Source organism: Pseudomonas sp. (genome assembly GCF_051660785.1).
Lineage (GTDB): Bacteria > Pseudomonadota > Gammaproteobacteria > Pseudomonadales > Pseudomonadaceae > Aquipseudomonas.
In genome coordinates, this window is the sequence record NZ_JBOFQE010000022.1 from 46,051 (window position 1) to 62,445 (window position 16,395).

Below are 16,395 nucleotides of genomic sequence, written 5' to 3' on the forward strand. Positions count from 1 at the left end.
TCAGGCCTTGCCTCGAATCAAGCGACGCAACGCGAAGCGGTTCGGATGACAGGCCTCGGCCACGGCTCTGGGCAATGGCAGCGGTTCATCGTCGAGCCAGGCCGCCAGCAACTCGCCTGACAATGGCGCGGTGATCAGGCCTCGTGAACCGTGGCCACTGTTGACGTATACACCATCCAGCCACGGGCAAGGGATGTCCGGCGTTTGCCGGGCATCCTTGCCCAGAACGGCGTAGGCGTCGGCGAAGGTCTGACTGTCAGCCAGCGGGCCGACAATCGGCAGGTAATCCGGGCTGGTGCAACGAAACGCTGCGCGACCTTCAAGTGCATCGGGTTGCAAGGCGTCTGCACCGAGCCGGGTGACCAGGTCCACCGAGATTTCTTCGAGCAGTTGCAGGTTGCCGAGGTGCTCGGCGGTGGTAGGCGTCAGGTCGTCGTTGTTGAAATCGAAACTTGCGCCCAGGGTGTGTTCACCCAGACGGGAAGGCGCGACATAACCTTCAGCGCACACCACGGTGCCCAGGCTATGACTTGCAGGTGTCTCAGGCAGGCGAGTGATCTGTCCGCGAATACGTTTGAGCGGCAAATCGCTGCTGAAGTCGAAACGCTTGATGTCGGCAGCACCGGCCAGCACCACCACAGGCGCGTTGGCCAGCAAACGGTCGCCATCCCACGCTTGCCATTGCCCCTCCACACGACGCAGTTCCAAAACGTCGTGATGGGTCAGGAGCTGGATACCCGGATGCGCCGCTTGCCATGCGCACAGGGCTGGCGGATGCACCCAGCCGCCTTCGGGGTAAAACAGTCCGCCCGATTGCAACGCGATACCCGCGCGAATCTCGGCGTGTTCCCGATCGAGTGTGTGCAGCAAATCTTCAGGAAACGCATGCGCCAATTGCGCCTGACGCTCTGCTTCCTTTGCGCTGAAGGCCAGTTGCAGCACGCCGCAATTGTCCCAGTCGACGCTGCGCTGCAAATGCTCCAGCAGGCGCCGGGTGTAGCCGAAACCGCTGACAATCAACTGTGACAATGCCGTGCCATGGGCCGAAAGCTTGAGGTACAGCACGCCCTGTGGATTGCCCGAAGCTTCCCGGGCAAGCGCATCATGCCGCTCCAGCAAACTGACATGCCAACCTCGCGCCGCCAGACTGGCGGCGGTGGCGCAACCGGCCAGCCCTGCGCCGATCACCAGCGCGTGACGTTCGCCGGTCAAAGGAGCCGGGCGCGCAAACCAGGGTTTGGGACCGGCGGCTTTCGGAGCGTCGTCCGGCCAACCGAGAAACACGCCGCGCAGGATCTCCCATTTGTGGCCGATCCCGGGCGTGCGCTTCATCTTGAAACCCGCCGCGTTCAGCAGACGGCGTACCCAACCGGTACTGGTGAAAGTACTGATGGTCGAACCGGGCGCGGCCAGACGCGCCAGTTCGGCAAACAGTTCGGCGGTCCACATGTCGGGGTTTTTTGCCGGGGCAAAACCGTCGAGAAACCACGCGTCAATCTGTGCATCCAGTTGTGGCAATTGCTCCAGTGCGTCGCCGATCAGCAGCGTCAGGGTGACGCGGCCGTTGTCCAGAACCAGTCGCTGGAAGCCTTGATGGATCGCCACGTAGTGCGCCAGCAATTGATCGGCAAACGGCTTGAGTTCCGGCCACAACGCCAGCGCCCGCTGCAAGTCCGGCTGGCTCAGCGGGTACTTTTCGACGCTGACAAAATGCAGTCGTGCACCGGCCACTGCGTGCTGCTCGAACAGTTGCCAGGCGCAGAGGAAGTTGAGTCCGGTGCCGAAACCGGTTTCGCCAATGACCAATCGACCGCCGTCCGGCAACGCGGCGAAGCGTTCACCCAAACCATTCTGTTCGAGGAAAACGTAACGGGTTTCTTCAAGGCCTGACTTGTCCGAAAAATAGACGTCGTCGAACACTCGTGAATACGGGCGACCCTGGTCGTCCCAGTCGAGTTGGGCGTGAGGCAATACAGGTTTCATGGCAGGCTCGGCAACGGCAAGGCGGGCATTCTAGCTGATCGCCGTGGCGGTGCTTGATCCATGGCAAGTGTCGGGCTGGTGTTGCAGGGACAATCACCTGTTTTGTGGCGAGGGAGCTTGCTCCCGCTCGGGTGCGAAGCAGCCGCCGACGAGTTGTCTGTGTATCACCAGAATTCGAGTTTACTGATGATGGGACGGCTTTGCCGTCCAGCGGGAGCAAGCTCCCTCGCCACAGATTTCATATCAGCCGCAAAAATGGATTTCTCCCACGCGGATGAGGTCAATCCGCTAGTCTTGCTCAATCCGGGAAGGGAGTTGTCCATGTTCGAATCTGCTGAAATCGGTCACGCCATCGACAAAGAAACCTACGAAGCTGAAGTGCCGGCGCTGCGTGAAGCGTTGCTCGAAGTGCAGTTCGAACTTCAGCAGCAAAAGCGCTTTCCAGTAATCGTCCTGATCAACGGCATCGAAGGCGCCGGCAAGGGCGAGACGGTCAAGTTGCTCAACGAGTGGATGGACCCGCGCCTGATCGAAGTCCGCACCTTCGATCAGCAGACCGATGAAGAGCTGGCGCGACCACCGGCCTGGCGCTACTGGCGGATGCTCCCGGCCAAGGGGCGCATGGGGATTTTCTTCGGCAACTGGTACAGCCAGATGCTTCAGGGCCGGGTGCATGGGGTGTTCAAGGACGCAGTGCTGGATCAGTCGATCAATCAGTCCGAGCGTTTTGAAAAAATGCTCTGCGACGAAGGCGCGCTGATTTTCAAATTCTGGTTTCACCTTTCCAAAAAGCAAATGAAAGCGCGGCTCAAGGCACTCGCCGACGATCCCTTGCACAGTTGGCGCATCAGCCCGCTGGACTGGCAACAGTCGCGGACCTACGACAAATTCGTCAAGTACGGCGAGCGTGTGTTGCGCCGCACCAGCCGCGACTACGCGCCCTGGCATGTGATTGAAGGGGTGGATGCGCATTACCGCAGCCTGGCGGTGGGCAAAATCCTGCTCGAAGGTATGCAAAATGCCTTGAAGCGATCCAGGATCCATCCCGTCAAGGTCAACGCTGCGCCGCTGCCGATCCATGTCGATCAGTTGAACCTGCTCGACAGCCTGGACTTGAGCCAACGCCTGGACAAGGACGATTACGAAGAACAGCTGATTACCGAGCAGGCGCGATTTTCGGGCCTGATGCGTGACAAACGCATGCGGCGACACGCGTTGGTCGCGGTGTTCGAAGGCAATGATGCGGCGGGCAAGGGCGGGGCGATTCGTCGAGTCGCTGCGGCGCTCGATCCACGCCAGTACAGCATTGTGCCAATCGCCGCGCCCACTGAGGAGGAACGCGCGCAGCCGTATTTGTGGCGCTTCTGGCGGCACATTCCGGCCAAGGGCAAGTTCACGGTGTTCGATCGCTCTTGGTATGGTCGGGTGTTGGTCGAGCGCATTGAAGGCTTCTGCCCGCCTGCGGACTGGTTAAGGGCCTACAGCGAAATCAACGATTTTGAAGAGCAGATTTCCGAGTCGGGTCTCATTGTGGTCAAGTTCTGGCTGGCCATCGACAAACAGACGCAACTGGAGCGCTTCCAGGCGCGCAAGGAAATCCCCTTCAAGCGTTTCAAGATCACCGAAGACGACTGGCGCAACCGGGACAAGTGGGATGCTTATCGTGCGGCCGTCGGCGACATGGTTGACCGCACCAGCACCGAAATTTCGCCGTGGACCCTGGTAGAAGCCAATGACAAGCGCTGGGCCCGGGTCAAGGTCCTGCGCACAATCAACCATGCCCTGGAAGAAGCGTTCGAGAAATCAGACAGGCACGACAAGAAGGCCAAAAAACACAAGTCGTGAGCCGATGGTCACGCATACGCGGGGTGAATGATTGTCGCGGTCGGTTATGAGGTGGACTTATGCTCGGTCCACTCTCAACCGACAACAACAATGAGGTATGCCATGCGTGAAGTGGTGATCGTCGACAGCGTGCGGACCGGCCTGGCCAAATCCTTTCGCGGCAAGTTCAACCAGACCCGTCCGGATGACATGGCGGCGCATTGTGTCGATGCCTTGTTTGCGCGCACCGGCATCGACCCGGCCAGCGTTGAGGATTGCATCGTCGGTGCAGGCTCCAATGAAGGCGCCCAGGGTTACAACATTGGCCGCAATGTCGCGGTGTTGTCGCGTCTGGGCATTGGCACCGCCGGCATGACCCTCAACCGCTTCTGTTCGTCGGGCTTGCAAGCCATCGCCATCGCCGCCAACCAGATCGCTTCGGGTTGCAGCGACATCATTGTTGCCGGCGGTGTTGAATCCATCAGCCTGACCATGAAAAGCGTCAACACCGACAACCTGATCAACCCGCTCCTGAAAGAGCAGGTACCTGGCATCTATTTCCCCATGGGCCAGACCGCCGAAATCGTCGCACGTCGTTACAACGTCAGCCGTCAGGAGCAAGACCTTTACGCACTGCAAAGTCAGCAACGTACGGCTCAGGCTCAGGCCGCTGGATTGTTCGATGATGAAATCGTGCCGATGTCGGTGAAGTATCGGGTTGAAGACAAGGCCACCGGTCAGATCCAGATCCTCGACGGCATCGTCGATCGCGACGACTGCAACCGCCCGGACACTACGCTGGAAAGCCTGGCCGGGTTGAAACCGGTGTTCGCCGAGGACGGTTCGGTGACGGCGGGTAATTCGTCGCAACTGTCCGATGGCGCTTCGATGACGCTGGTCATGAGCCTTGAAAAAGCCTTGGCATTGGGGCTCAAGCCAAAGGCGTTCTTCCGTGGTTTCGCGGTGGCCGGGTGCGAACCGGACGAGATGGGCATCGGTCCGGTGTTCTCGGTGCCGAAATTGCTCAAGGCCAGGGGGTTGCAGGTGGCCGACATTGACCTGTGGGAACTCAACGAAGCGTTCGCTTCGCAGTGCCTGTACAGCCGCAACCGCCTGGAGATCGATAACGAGAAGTACAACGTCAATGGCGGCTCGATTTCCATTGGCCACCCGTTCGGCATGACCGGCTCGCGTCAGGTCGGGCACATTGTGCGAGAGCTGCAGCGACGCAATGTGCGGTACGGCGTCGTCACCATGTGCGTGGGTGGCGGGATGGGGGCGACCGGGTTGTTTGAGGCGGTGCGATAAGCCCGGAATATTTGTGTTGCCTGATTAACCGCTATCGCGAGCAGGCTCGCTCCCACAGGAATCTGATGCGTTACACAGATCCAATGTGGGAGCCAGCCTGCTGGCGATGGCTGCGCCTCGGTCTAATGCTTGGCACCCAAATCCTGCAACCGCGCAATATAAGCCTGAATCTCCCGCTCCACCGCCTGCGGATTTTCAAACGGCCCCTCCAGCGTGTTTTCCCGGGTGCTGAAAAACAGTTCCCCATTCACACGGCACACCCGGTCGCAGCGAAAATGCGTAGCGGGGGCGTTGTCCTGGGCGCGCTTGCCGTACATGGCGATCTCCTGAGGATGTTCCTGTTGGCGGATCCAATGAGCTTATGCATGAACCACTTGCGGCGCCTGACCAACCGATCGACGGCACATCGCCAGATTAATGGTGCGACCTGCACAGTTTCATTCGCGGCGGGTCGCCAACTGTCCCTGTGTCGCGCCCGGGTCTGCGCCTAGAATGGTGTTTCTTGCCATCTGGCTTTGGGGTACGCATGCACATTTCATCCGGTCGCTGGGTTTACGGTCTGTTCCTGGCCTTGTTGACCGCGGTTCTGTGGGGAATCCTGCCGATCAAACTCAAACAAGTCCTGCTGGTGATGGACCCGGTGACGGTGACCTGGTTTCGCCTGACGGTGTCCGGTGGCTGCCTGTTCATCTATCTGGCGGCGACCAAACGCCTGCCGAGCCGCAAAGTCCTCGGCCCGCGCGGCGGCTGGCTGGTGCTGATGGCGGTGCTCGGTCTGGTCGGCAACTACGTGTTGTACCTGATGGGCCTGAACCTGCTGAGCCCGGGCACTGCGCAACTGGTGGTGCAGATGGGCCCGATCATGTTGCTGATCGCCAGTCTGTTTGTGTTCAAGGAGCGGTTCAGTGTGGGGCAGGGGATGGGTCTGCTGGTGCTGCTGATTGGCTTCGCGCTCTTCTTTAATCAACGCCTGGCCGAGTTGTTGACCTCGTTGACCGATTACACCGCAGGCGTGTTGCTGGTCTTGCTGGCGTCGACGGTCTGGACCTTTTATGCGCTGGGTCAGAAACAACTGCTGACGGTGTGGAATTCGTTACAGGTGATGATGGTGATCTACCTGTTCTGCGCACTGTTGCTGACGCCATGGGTGCATCCGCTGGAGGCACTGCAATTGAATCCCTTGCAAGGCTGGTTGCTGCTGGCGTGCTGCATGAACACCTTGATCGCCTACGGTGCATTTGCCGAAGCGCTGGCCCATTGGGAAGCTTCGCGGGTGAGTGCGACGCTGGCGATTACGCCGTTGGTGACGTTTGCCGCGGTGGCCGTGGCGGCATGGGCGTGGCCGGAGTATGTGCACGCCGAGACGATCAATGGCCTGGGGTATGGCGGCGCGGTGCTGGTGGTGGTGGGGTCGGCGTTGGTGGCGTTGGGCCCTTCGCTGATTGCCGGGCTCAGGGCGCGCAAGGTGCGGATGGCGGCCAGTTAGACCGTGTCATCGTTCATCGCAGGCAAGCCAGCTCCCACAGGGTTTGCACCGGTCACAATTTTAATGAACGACACAAAATCTGTGGGAGCTGGCTTGCCTGCGATGGCGGACTAACAGTCACTTATCGATTCAGCCCTTGGCACCGGCTTCCAGCATATTCTCCGGCCTGACCCAGGCATCAAACTGTTCATCCGTCAGATACCCCAGCTGCAACGCCGCCTCACGCAACGTCAGCCCTTCGCTGTAGGCCTTTTTGGCAATCTCCGCCGATTTGTCGTAGCCGATATGCGGGTTCAGCGCCGTCACCAGCATCAACCCGCGCTCCAGGTGTTCAGCCATTTTCGCCGCGTCCGGTTCAAGCCCGGCGATGCAATGCTGCTGGAAGTTGCTGCAACCATCGCCCAGCAGACGGATCGATTGCAGCAGGTTGTGGATGATCACCGGTTTGAACACGTTCAGCTGCAAGTGGCCCTGACTCGCCGCAAAACCAATGGCGACGTCGTTGCCCAGCACCTGACACGCCAGCATCGACAGCGCTTCGCACTGAGTCGGATTGACCTTGCCCGGCATGATCGAGCTGCCCGGTTCGTTGGCCGGCAATTTCACTTCGGCAAAACCGGCGCGCGGCCCGGAACCCAGCAGACGCAGGTCGTTGGCGATTTTCATCAGGGTCACGGCGAGGGTTTTCAGCGCGCCCGACAACGTGGTCAGCGGCTCATGGCCGGCCAGCGCGGCGAACTTGTTCGGCGCGGTGACGAATGGCAGGCCGGAAAGGGCGGCCAATTCTGCGGCGATCGCTTCACCAAAACCGTGGGGTGAGTTCAGCCCGGTGCCTACGGCTGTGCCGCCCTGGGCCAGTTCACAGACCGCCGGCAGCGCGCTGCGGATCGCCCGTTCGGCGTAATCCAGTTGCGCGATGAACGCCGAGAGTTCCTGGCCAAAGGTGATCGGCGTGGCGTCCATCATGTGGGTCCGGCCGGTCTTGACCAGTTTCATGTGCCGCGCCGACAACTCGGCCAGCCCGCCAGACAGTTCACTGATCGCCGGCAGCAAATGCTGCTGCACCGCCTGGGCGGCGGCAATGTGCATGGCGGTCGGGAAGCAGTCATTGGAGCTCTGGGAGCGGTTCACGTGATCGTTGGGGTGAACCGGGGTTTTGCCGCCACGCGGATTGCCGGCAAGCTCGTTGGCGCGGCCGGCGATCACTTCGTTGACGTTCATATTGCTCTGCGTGCCGCTGCCGGTCTGCCAGACCACCAGCGGGAACTGGTCGTCGTGGCTGCCGTCGAGCACTTCGTCGGCGGCCTGTTCGATCAGGCGGGCGATGTCGGCGGGCAGGTCGCCGTTGCGGTCATTGACCCGCGCCGCGGCTTTCTTGATCAGGGCCAGTGCGTGCAGCACGGCCAGCGGCATGCGTTCATTGCCAATGGCGAAGTTAATCAGTGAGCGTTGCGTCTGAGCGCCCCAGTAGGCTTCATCCGGGACTTCCACCTGGCCAAGGCTGTCGGTTTCGATACGGCTCATCTTGCACACTCCTGTAGGTCGATAGCGCAGTTTAGGCCGTGATCGCCGGCCGTGGTTCCATCAGTCTGGATTTTGACCGTTCAACCCCTCTAATTCAGGCCGGACAAGGCTTGGGGTTGAGTGACACACTTTTTTAGGCGCAGAATGGACGCCCTTGGGGTTTTACCTCGCCTGCTAGAAAAGGAAACTCGATGACTCGTCTTCGTGCCATCTGTACCGCGGTTGCACTGGTTTGCGCCAGCGGCCCTGTTTTTGCCGATACCGCCAGCCACAACGCCAGTGCCGAAGCTTTCCTGACCCTGGCGCACGCTGACAAATTGGGCACTCCGGTGTACATGCAAGTGCAGCAAATGTTCGCTCAGCGCTTCGCACAGACCAAAGCCCCTGAATCGAAAAAAGCCTTGCTGGAAACTTACCAGGCCAAAGCCAACGCCGCGCTGGACCAAGCCATTGGCTGGAACAAGCTGAAGCCGGACATGGTCAAGCTCTACACCACCAACTTCAGCGAATCCGAGCTCAAAGATCTGGTCGCGTTCTACCAGTCGCCACTGGGCAAGAAAGTCCTGGAAAAAATGCCGCAGCTGACTCAGCAATCGGCCCAGATGACTCAAGCCAAGCTGGAAAGCGCGGTGCCTGTGGTCAACAAATTGCTGGCTGACATGACCAACGAGCTGGATCCTAAAGCCGGCGCTGCTGCTCCTGCTGTCAAGAAAAAGCCTTAAGCGGAGCCGGGTATGACCATGCAACAACGCATTGAATCGACGCTGGGCCTGTTGCAGCCGCAGCATCTGCAAGTGCTGGATGAAAGCCACATGCACAGCCGTGGGTTGCAGACCCACTTCAAGGCCGTGGTGGTCAGCCAGCAGTTCGAAGGGCTCAACCGCGTCAAGCGTCACCAGAAAGTCTACGGCACGCTCGGCGAGCTGATGGGCGAGTTCCATGCGTTGGCGCTGCATACCTACACGCCCGAAGAATGGGCACAGATCGACGCGGCCCCGGCCTCACCGACCTGTGCTGGCGGCAGCAAACATTGATGTGAAGGATGAGGGCTGTTGTGGCGAGGGGATTTATCCCCGTTGGGCTGCGAAGCAGCCCTGAATTCAGTGATTGTGCGACTGCTTCGCAGCCGAACGGGGATAAATCCCCTCACCACTGAGATTGATGACAGTCCTAAAACCACACCTTTTTTGCTAGAATCCGCAACGCGCCGCTCAGCCGGCGCGTTTTTTTTTGAATCCGGTTCACCCCTTACGAGGGTAGCCACCTGGAGAATCACCCATGACACAACAGATTGTCGTGGCGGCACTGTATAAGTTCGTCACCCTGGAAGATTACGTCGCCCTGCGCGAGCCGCTGCTGCAAGCAATGGTCGACAACGGCATCAAAGGCACGCTGCTGATCGCCGAAGAAGGCATCAATGGCACCGTGTCCGGCAGCCGCGAAGGCATCGACGGGCTGATGGCCTGGCTCAAGAACGACCCGCGCATGGACGACATCGACCACAAAGAGTCGTACTGCGACGACCAGCCGTTCTACCGCACCAAGGTCAAACTCAAGAAAGAAATCGTCACCCTCGGCGTCGAAGGCGTCGACCCGAACAAAACGGTCGGCACCTACGTCGATCCACAGAACTGGAATGCGCTGATCAGCGATCCTGAAATGCTGCTGATCGACACCCGCAACGATTACGAAGTCTCGATCGGCACCTTCGAAGGCGCCATCGACCCGAAAACCACCAGTTTTCGCGAATTTCCCGACTACATCAAAGCCCACTTCGACCCGGCCGTGCACAAGAAAGTCGCAATGTTCTGCACCGGCGGCATTCGTTGTGAGAAGGCGTCGAGCTACATGCTCAGCCAGGGGTTCGACGAGGTTTATCACCTCAAGGGCGGCATTCTGAAGTACCTCGAAGAGGTGCCGCAGGAAGAAACCAAGTGGCAGGGCGACTGCTTCGTGTTCGACAACCGCGTGACCGTGCGCCATGACCTCAGCGAAGGCGACTACGATCAATGTCATGCCTGTCGTACGCCGATCAGCGTCGAAGACCGCGCGTCCGAGCATTACGTGGCCGGCATCAGCTGCCCGCATTGCTGGGATACGCTGAGCGAGAAAACCCGTCGCAGTGCCATTGATCGGCAGAAGCAGATCGAACTGGCCAAGGCGCGCAACTTGCCTCACCCGATCGGCTACAACTACAAGCAAACTCCTTCAGAGGCTTGAATCATGTCTGCACAGCGCCTGCTCTATGTGATGGACCCGATGTGTTCCTGGTGCTGGGGCTTTGCGCCCGTCGCCAACGCGCTGGTCGAGCAGGCGCAAGCGGCAGGGGTGGACGTGCATCTGGTGGTGGGCGGCTTGCGCACCGGCAGTGGTGCGGCGCTGGAACCGACTACGCGGCGCTACATCCTTGAGCATTGGCAGGCGGTCACCGAGGCTACCGGTCAACCGTTCAAAATCGAAGGCGCGTTGCCTGACGGTTTTGTCTACGACACCGAGCCTGCGTGCCGGGCGCTGGTCACTGCACGCAACCTGGCGCCGGATTGCGCGTGGAAACTGCTCGGGCTGATTCAACACGCGTTCTACGCCGAAGGCCGAGACGTCACCCACGCCAGTGTGCTGGTCGAGTTGGCCGAGCAGGCCGGGCTGCCGCGCATCGAGTTTGCTGCCGCGTTCGATCGTGCCGATCAGCACGCCGCGACCGCTGCCGATTTCACCTGGGTCCAGGACCTCGGCATTGCCGGCTTCCCTACGTTGTTGGCTGAACGTAACGGGCAACTGGCGCTGTTGACCAATGGTTATCAACCGTTGAGTGAATTGTCGCCACTGCTCGGCCGTTGGCTGGAGCGCGCCGCCTGTGCATGACGTACCCGATGACACGCCCGCTTCCAAGCGTGTCGATCGGCTGAGTTGGGCTGAAATCCGGCGGCTGGCCCTTCACCATAAAAAATCCCTGTGGATCGCCAATGGCGTGGCGGTGCTGGCGACCCTGTGCAGCGTGCCGATACCTTTGCTGCTGCCATTGCTGGTCGACGAAGTGTTGCTGGGGCACGGTGATTCCGCGCTGAAAATCATGAACCACGCGTTGCCTGAAAACTGGCAGAAAGCAGCGGGCTACATCGGCCTGATGCTGCTGGTGACTCTGTTGCTGCGTTGTGGCGCCTTGCTGTTCAACGTGGTGCAGGCGAAGTTGTTCTCGGCGCTGGCCAAAGACATCGTGTATCGCATCCGCACACGGCTGATCGAACGGCTCAAGCGTATTTCCCTGGGCGAATACGAAAGCCTGGGCAGTGGCACGGTGACCACGCATCTCGTGACGGACCTGGACACGCTGGACAAGTTTGTCGGCGAGACACTCAGCCGATTCCTTGTAGCGATGCTGACGCTGGTCGGCACCGCGAGCATTCTGATCTGGATGCACTGGAAGCTGGCGCTGCTGATCATGCTGTTCAATCCGCTGGTGATCTACGCCACGGTGCAACTGGGCAAGCGGGTCAAACACCTGAAGAAGCTCGAGAACGACAGCACCTCGCGCTTCACTCAGGCCCTGACCGAAACCCTCGACTCGATTCAGGAAGTGCGTGCCGGCAACCGTCAGGGGTTTTTCCTCGGGCGTCTGGGGCTGCGAGCCCGGGAAGTGCGCGATTACGCGGTGAACTCTCAGTGGAAGACCGATGCGTCGAGCCGTGCCAGCGGCTTGCTGTTCCAGTTCGGCATCGATATTTTTCGCGCGGCGGCGATGCTCACCGTGTTGTTCTCCGATTTGTCCATCGGCCAGATGCTGGCGGTGTTCAGTTACCTGTGGTTCATGATCGGTCCGGTGGAGCAGTTGCTCAATTTGCAGTACGCCTATTACGCCGCCGGTGGTGCGCTGTCGCGGATCAACGAGCTGTTGGCCCGTGCCGATGAGCCGCAATACCCCGGCGGTGTCGATCCGTTCCAGGGGCGGGACACCGTGGGCATCGAAGTCCAGGGCTTGAGTTTCGGCTACGGCGACGAGTTGGTGTTGAACCAGATGGACCTGTCGATTGCTCCCGGTGAAAAAGTGGCGATTGTCGGTGCCAGCGGCGGCGGCAAGAGCACTTTGGTGCAGTTAATGCTGGGGTTGTACACGCCCCTTGCCGGGTCCATCCGCTTCGGTGGCTCGACCCAGCAAGAGATCGGCCTGGAGACTGTGCGCGAAAACGTCGCCGTGGTCCTGCAACATCCCGCGCTGTTCAACGACACCGTGCGCGCCAACCTGACGATGGGCCGTGTGCGCAGCGACGAGGCCTGCTGGCAAGCGCTGGAAATAGCCCAGCTGAACCAAACTGTTCGAGCGTTGCCTGATGGTTTGGACAGCATCGTTGGACGTTCCGGTGTGCGTTTGTCCGGTGGACAGCGCCAGCGGCTGGCGATTGCGCGGATGGTGCTGGCCGAACCAAAGGTGGTGATCCTCGACGAGGCCACTTCGGCGCTGGACGCTGCCACCGAATACAACCTGCACCAGGCGCTGGCGCGGTTCTTGAGCAACCGCACCACGCTGATCATTGCGCATCGGTTGTCGGCGGTGAAACAAGCCGATCGGGTACTGGTGTTCGACGGCGGACAAATTGCCGAGGATGGCGACCATCAGCAACTGATTGCCGACGGTGGTTTGTACGCCAAACTTTATGGACATTTGCAGCAGCATTAATGACAGTTCGTGCCAGGTTGACGCCAGATTGCGCACAAATATGGGCGCTGGCTTGCCGGGATTGAATCCGCACCCTAGTCTAGCTGTAGCGATCACGTTGGATGATGATCTGGCAGTGCTAATGCAAGGGACCTCATGAAGCAAAAGCGGACTCTCGGAACCCCAAGGTTATTGGGCATCGTCTGGCCATTTATTGCCGTAGTGCTATTTCAAGCGCTGTTGGGCGGGGTCAGCCTTTATGTACTTTCGGCGGTTCGCGGCTATGTTGCCGGCGAAAGCCTTTGGTCCAAGGGCCAAAAGGACGCCATCTATTACCTCAATCTTTACGCGGACAGTCGCGATGAGGCCATTTTCCTCAAGTACCAGAATGCCATTGGGGTACCGCAAGGTGGCCACGAGTTGCGTGTGGCGCTGGATCAACAGCCACCGAACATCGAAGCCGCCCGGGTGGCGATTCTCAAGGGTGGCAATCACCCTGACGACGTCTCCAGCCTGATCTGGCTGTACCTCAATTTCCGTCATTTCAGCTACCTGGAAAAGGCCATCGACCGCTGGACGGTGGGTGACGCGTACCTGGTGCAACTCGATAACGTCGCGCAGGAGATGCATCAGCGCATTACCGACAATCAGGCTTCGGACGCTGACATCAAGCGCTGGAAAGACCAGATATTTGCGATCAACGATGGTGTGACGCCTGCCGCCAAAGCGTTCAGCGACGCCTTGGGCGAAGGCTCGCGCCTGATTCTGCGTCTGTTGCTGGTGACAAACCTGGCCACGGCCCTGGGCTTGATTGCACTGGCATTGATGCGTACCCACAAACTGCTCAAGCAGCGCCACGCCTTTGCCGAGGCCCTGCAGTTGGAGAAAGACCGGGCGCAGATCACCCTGCAATCGATTGGCGATGGCGTGATTACCACGGACGTCGACGGTGCAATCGCCTACATGAACCCGGCTGCCGAAGCGTTGACTCACTGGAAAGGCGAACAGGCCATCGGCTTGCCGCTGGCGGCCTTGTTCAACCTGCTGGATGACAACGCTCAGGCCGATGGTTTTACCTTGATCGAGCACATTCTGAGCGGTCAGCTCAGCGGCAGCAGCGAACATTCCAAACTGATCCAGCGCCTGGATGGCAGCACGGTCTCGGTCACTCTGGTTGGTGCGCCGATCCGCAATGCCGACAAGGTCAGTGGCGCCGTGTTGGTCTTGCACGACATGACTCAGGAGCGGCAGTACATCGCCAATCTTTCCTGGCAGGCGACCCACGACGCCTTGACCGGGCTGGCCAATCGTCGCGAGTTCGAGTATCGCCTGGAGCAGGCGTTGCACAACCTGACGCGATACGCCGGGCGCCACGCCTTGATGTTCCTCGATCTGGACCAGTTCAAACTGGTCAACGACACCTGCGGCCATGCGGCGGGTGACGAGCTGCTGCGGCATATCTGCGCGCTGTTGCAATCGGGCTTGCGCGAAGGTGACACCCTGGCCCGGCTCGGCGGTGACGAGTTCGGCATTTTGCTGGAAAACTGTTCGCCGGAGGCCGCCGAAAAAATTGCCGAGAGCCTGCGCCATACCGTGCAGAACCTGCACTTTGTCTGGAAAGGCCGGCCATTCGTCACGACGGTGAGCATCGGGATGGTGCATGTTGCGCAGACCCCGACCACCCTCGAAGCTTCATTGCGTGCCGCTGATATGGCCTGTTACATGGCCAAGGAAAAGGGGCGTAACCGTGTCCAGGTGTATAACGCCGATGATTCGGAACTGTCCCTGCGTTTCGGCGAGATGGCGTGGGTACAGCGACTGCATATGGCGCTGGAAGAGGACCGCTTTTGCCTTTACTCGCAGGAAATCGCACCCCTCGGACATACGGAACACGGCGGCGGGCATATAGAAATTCTGTTGCGACTACATGATGAAGCCGGGCGCATGATATTGCCGGACAGTTTTATACCGGCCGCCGAACGTTACGGTCTGATGACCGCACTTGATCGTTGGGTGGTACAGAACGTTTTCAAGATCATTGCCCAATGTATAGCCGAAGAGCGCAAAGGCCCGTTGGCCATGTGTGCGATTAATCTGTCAGGCACTACTATCGGAGATGACGCGTTTCTGGACTTCCTGAGGGAACAGTTTGTTGCATGGTCTATTCCACCTGAAATGATTTGTTTTGAAATTACAGAAACCAGTGCAATTTCAAATTTGGGAAGTGCAATTAGATTTATCAATGAACTCAAAGGTTTAGGCTGCCACTTTTCCTTGGACGACTTCTGCGCCGGGATGTCCTCATTCGCCTACTTGAAACATTTACCTGTAGACTTCTTGAAGATCGATGGAAGTTTCGTAAAGGATATGCTGGACGACCCGATTAACCGCGCCATGGTAGAAGTGATCAACCACATCGGCCATGTCATGGGTAAGCGTACGATTGCCGAGTTTGTAGAAACACCCCAGATCGAGCAGGCATTGCTGGAGATCGGGGTCGATTTCGCTCAAGGGTATGTCATTGAACGCCCGCATCTGTTTACCTGCGATAGTTTGCAAAGTCGTCCTGCCAGGCCTCAACCTTTGTTATTCAAGGCGCCCGGCACGTTCCGTTGAAATCTCTTGCTGATCCTAACAATCACAATCAAAAGGAGCCCGACAGTGATCGACACATTCAACCGAACCGGACCACTCATGGAAGCTGCAAGTTATCCCGCGTGGGCGCAACAGCTCATCAAGGATTGCAGCGAGAGCAAGCGCCGGGTTGTCGAACACGAACTGTATCAGCGCATGCGAGACAATAAGCTCAGCGCAAAAACCATGCGCCAGTACCTTATTGGAGGCTGGCCGGTCGTTGAACAGTTCGCGTTATACATGGCACAAAACCTGACCAAGACTCGTTTTGCCCGTCATCCAGGCGAAGACATGGCGCGTCGCTGGTTGATGCGCAACATTCGTGTCGAACTTAACCATGCCGATTACTGGGTGAACTGGAGTCTGGCCCATGGGGTCAGCCTGGAAGATTTGCAGGCGCAGCAAGTTGCCCCTGAACTTCATGCCTTGAGTCACTGGTGCTGGCACACCAGTTCGGCGGATTCTCTGATTGTCGCCATCGCCGCGACCAACTACGCCATTGAAGGGGCGACCGGGGAGTGGTCGGCACTGGTCTGTTCCAATGGTGTCTACGCGGCAGCGTTTCCGGAGGAGGATCGCAAGCGGGCGATGAAGTGGTTGAAGATGCATGCCCAGTACGACGATGCCCATCCGTGGGAAGCGCTGGAAATCATCTGCACGCTGGCGGGCATGAACCCGAGCCAATCCCTGCAAGTGCAATTGCGCGAGGCTATCTGCAAGAGCTACGACTACATGCACTTGTTTCTGGAGCGCTGCATGCAACTGGAGCACTCGGAAAAGGCTCCGGTCGCGCGTGAGCGCATGGTATTGGCCGAAAGCTGATCCATAGGCAACACGCCAAAAAAAATGTGGGAGCTAGCTGTGATCTCTCTGTAGGTTGTTCACTCGGGGCTTTTCCGGGAAATTGGAGGTGCGAACCAAACCAAGTACCTGGAGGCCCCGAGTGAACACTCATAAAAATGCCCGATTAACCGTTTCTGGTCGA

The 16,395-nt window shown here is 59.1% G+C and carries 13 protein-coding genes; 10 read left to right on the top strand and 3 right to left on the bottom strand.

Annotated features, from left to right (window positions below; genetic code table 11):
• On the bottom strand, positions 1–1,983 hold the full coding sequence (gene mnmC / locus ACRC4F_RS06040) for a bifunctional tRNA (5-methylaminomethyl-2-thiouridine)(34)-methyltransferase MnmD/FAD-dependent 5-carboxymethylaminomethyl-2-thiouridine(34) oxidoreductase MnmC (protein ID WP_438658521.1): 1,983 nt from the start codon (positions 1,981–1,983) through the stop codon (positions 1–3).
• A gap of 321 nt (positions 1,984–2,304) precedes the next feature.
• Between mnmC and pap the strand changes: the two genes are divergently transcribed.
• On the top strand, positions 2,305–3,828 hold the full coding sequence (gene pap / locus ACRC4F_RS06045; RefSeq protein WP_438658522.1) for a polyphosphate:AMP phosphotransferase: 1,524 nt from the start codon (positions 2,305–2,307) through the stop codon (positions 3,826–3,828).
• 102 nt (positions 3,829–3,930) lie between these two features.
• Entirely contained in the window at positions 3,931–5,115 is a 1,185-nt protein-coding gene (locus tag ACRC4F_RS06050; protein ID WP_438658523.1) for a thiolase family protein, read from the top strand.
• A gap of 122 nt (positions 5,116–5,237) precedes the next feature.
• Here ACRC4F_RS06050 and ACRC4F_RS06055 read toward each other — a convergent pair whose 3' ends face one another.
• Complete coding sequence (locus ACRC4F_RS06055) at positions 5,238–5,432, bottom strand: DUF6316 family protein (protein WP_438658524.1); 195 nt, start codon at positions 5,430–5,432, stop codon at positions 5,238–5,240.
• Positions 5,433–5,641: 209 nt separating this feature from the next.
• Here ACRC4F_RS06055 and ACRC4F_RS06060 point away from each other — a divergent pair, with 209 nt between their 5' ends.
• Positions 5,642–6,601: a DMT family transporter gene (locus ACRC4F_RS06060; RefSeq protein ID WP_438658525.1), complete on the top strand. Its 960-nt coding sequence runs from the start codon at positions 5,642–5,644 to the stop codon at positions 6,599–6,601.
• Positions 6,602–6,730: 129 nt separating this feature from the next.
• Here ACRC4F_RS06060 and ACRC4F_RS06065 read toward each other — a convergent pair whose 3' ends face one another.
• Complete coding sequence (locus tag ACRC4F_RS06065; RefSeq protein WP_438658526.1) at positions 6,731–8,125, bottom strand: class II fumarate hydratase; 1,395 nt, start codon at positions 8,123–8,125, stop codon at positions 6,731–6,733.
• 191 nt (positions 8,126–8,316) lie between these two features.
• Here ACRC4F_RS06065 and ACRC4F_RS06070 point away from each other — a divergent pair, with 191 nt between their 5' ends.
• The 7 genes from ACRC4F_RS06070 (at position 8,317) to ACRC4F_RS06100 (ending at position 16,232) form a co-directional block, all read left to right on the top strand.
• A complete protein-coding gene (locus ACRC4F_RS06070) occupies positions 8,317–8,847 on the top strand; it encodes a DUF2059 domain-containing protein (RefSeq protein ID WP_438658527.1) in 531 nt (176 codons plus the stop codon).
• 12 nt (positions 8,848–8,859) lie between these two features.
• The gene (locus ACRC4F_RS06075) at positions 8,860–9,159 is read left to right on the top strand and encodes a BolA family protein (RefSeq protein ID WP_008151216.1); all 300 of its coding nucleotides are present in this window, start codon (positions 8,860–8,862) and stop codon (positions 9,157–9,159) included.
• A gap of 244 nt (positions 9,160–9,403) precedes the next feature.
• Positions 9,404–10,345, top strand: a complete 942-nt coding sequence (gene trhO / locus ACRC4F_RS06080; RefSeq protein WP_438658528.1) for an oxygen-dependent tRNA uridine(34) hydroxylase TrhO — start codon at positions 9,404–9,406, stop codon at positions 10,343–10,345.
• A 39-nt stretch (positions 10,346–10,384) separates the two neighbouring features.
• The gene (locus ACRC4F_RS06085) at positions 10,385–10,987 is read left to right on the top strand and encodes a DsbA family protein (protein ID WP_438658532.1); all 603 of its coding nucleotides are present in this window, start codon (positions 10,385–10,387) and stop codon (positions 10,985–10,987) included.
• Positions 10,980–12,797, top strand: coding sequence for an ABC transporter ATP-binding protein (locus ACRC4F_RS06090; RefSeq protein ID WP_438658529.1), 1,818 nt, complete (start codon positions 10,980–10,982; stop codon positions 12,795–12,797). Before ACRC4F_RS06085 ends, ACRC4F_RS06090 begins: the two co-directional genes overlap by 8 nt.
• A 135-nt stretch (positions 12,798–12,932) precedes the next feature.
• Positions 12,933–15,392: an EAL domain-containing protein gene (locus ACRC4F_RS06095; protein WP_438658530.1), complete on the top strand. Its 2,460-nt coding sequence runs from the start codon at positions 12,933–12,935 to the stop codon at positions 15,390–15,392.
• Between the two features lie 45 nt (positions 15,393–15,437).
• Positions 15,438–16,232, top strand: a complete 795-nt coding sequence (locus ACRC4F_RS06100; RefSeq protein WP_438658531.1) for a TenA family transcriptional regulator — start codon at positions 15,438–15,440, stop codon at positions 16,230–16,232.
• Positions 16,233–16,395: the final 163 nt, after the last annotated feature.

Coding starts and splice junctions, on each gene's coding strand:
- mnmC (WP_438658521.1), bottom strand. CDS start 1,983: ATGAAACCTGTATTGCCTCACGCCCAACTCGACTGGGACGACCAGGGT.
- pap (WP_438658522.1), top strand. CDS start 2,305: ATGTTCGAATCTGCTGAAATCGGTCACGCCATCGACAAAGAAACCTAC.
- ACRC4F_RS06050 (WP_438658523.1), top strand. CDS start 3,931: ATGCGTGAAGTGGTGATCGTCGACAGCGTGCGGACCGGCCTGGCCAAA.
- ACRC4F_RS06055 (WP_438658524.1), bottom strand. CDS start 5,432: ATGTACGGCAAGCGCGCCCAGGACAACGCCCCCGCTACGCATTTTCGC.
- ACRC4F_RS06060 (WP_438658525.1), top strand. CDS start 5,642: ATGCACATTTCATCCGGTCGCTGGGTTTACGGTCTGTTCCTGGCCTTG.
- ACRC4F_RS06065 (WP_438658526.1), bottom strand. CDS start 8,125: ATGAGCCGTATCGAAACCGACAGCCTTGGCCAGGTGGAAGTCCCGGAT.
- ACRC4F_RS06070 (WP_438658527.1), top strand. CDS start 8,317: ATGACTCGTCTTCGTGCCATCTGTACCGCGGTTGCACTGGTTTGCGCC.
- ACRC4F_RS06075 (WP_008151216.1), top strand. CDS start 8,860: ATGACCATGCAACAACGCATTGAATCGACGCTGGGCCTGTTGCAGCCG.
- trhO (WP_438658528.1), top strand. CDS start 9,404: ATGACACAACAGATTGTCGTGGCGGCACTGTATAAGTTCGTCACCCTG.
- ACRC4F_RS06085 (WP_438658532.1), top strand. CDS start 10,385: ATGTGTTCCTGGTGCTGGGGCTTTGCGCCCGTCGCCAACGCGCTGGTC.
- ACRC4F_RS06095 (WP_438658530.1), top strand. CDS start 12,933: ATGAAGCAAAAGCGGACTCTCGGAACCCCAAGGTTATTGGGCATCGTC.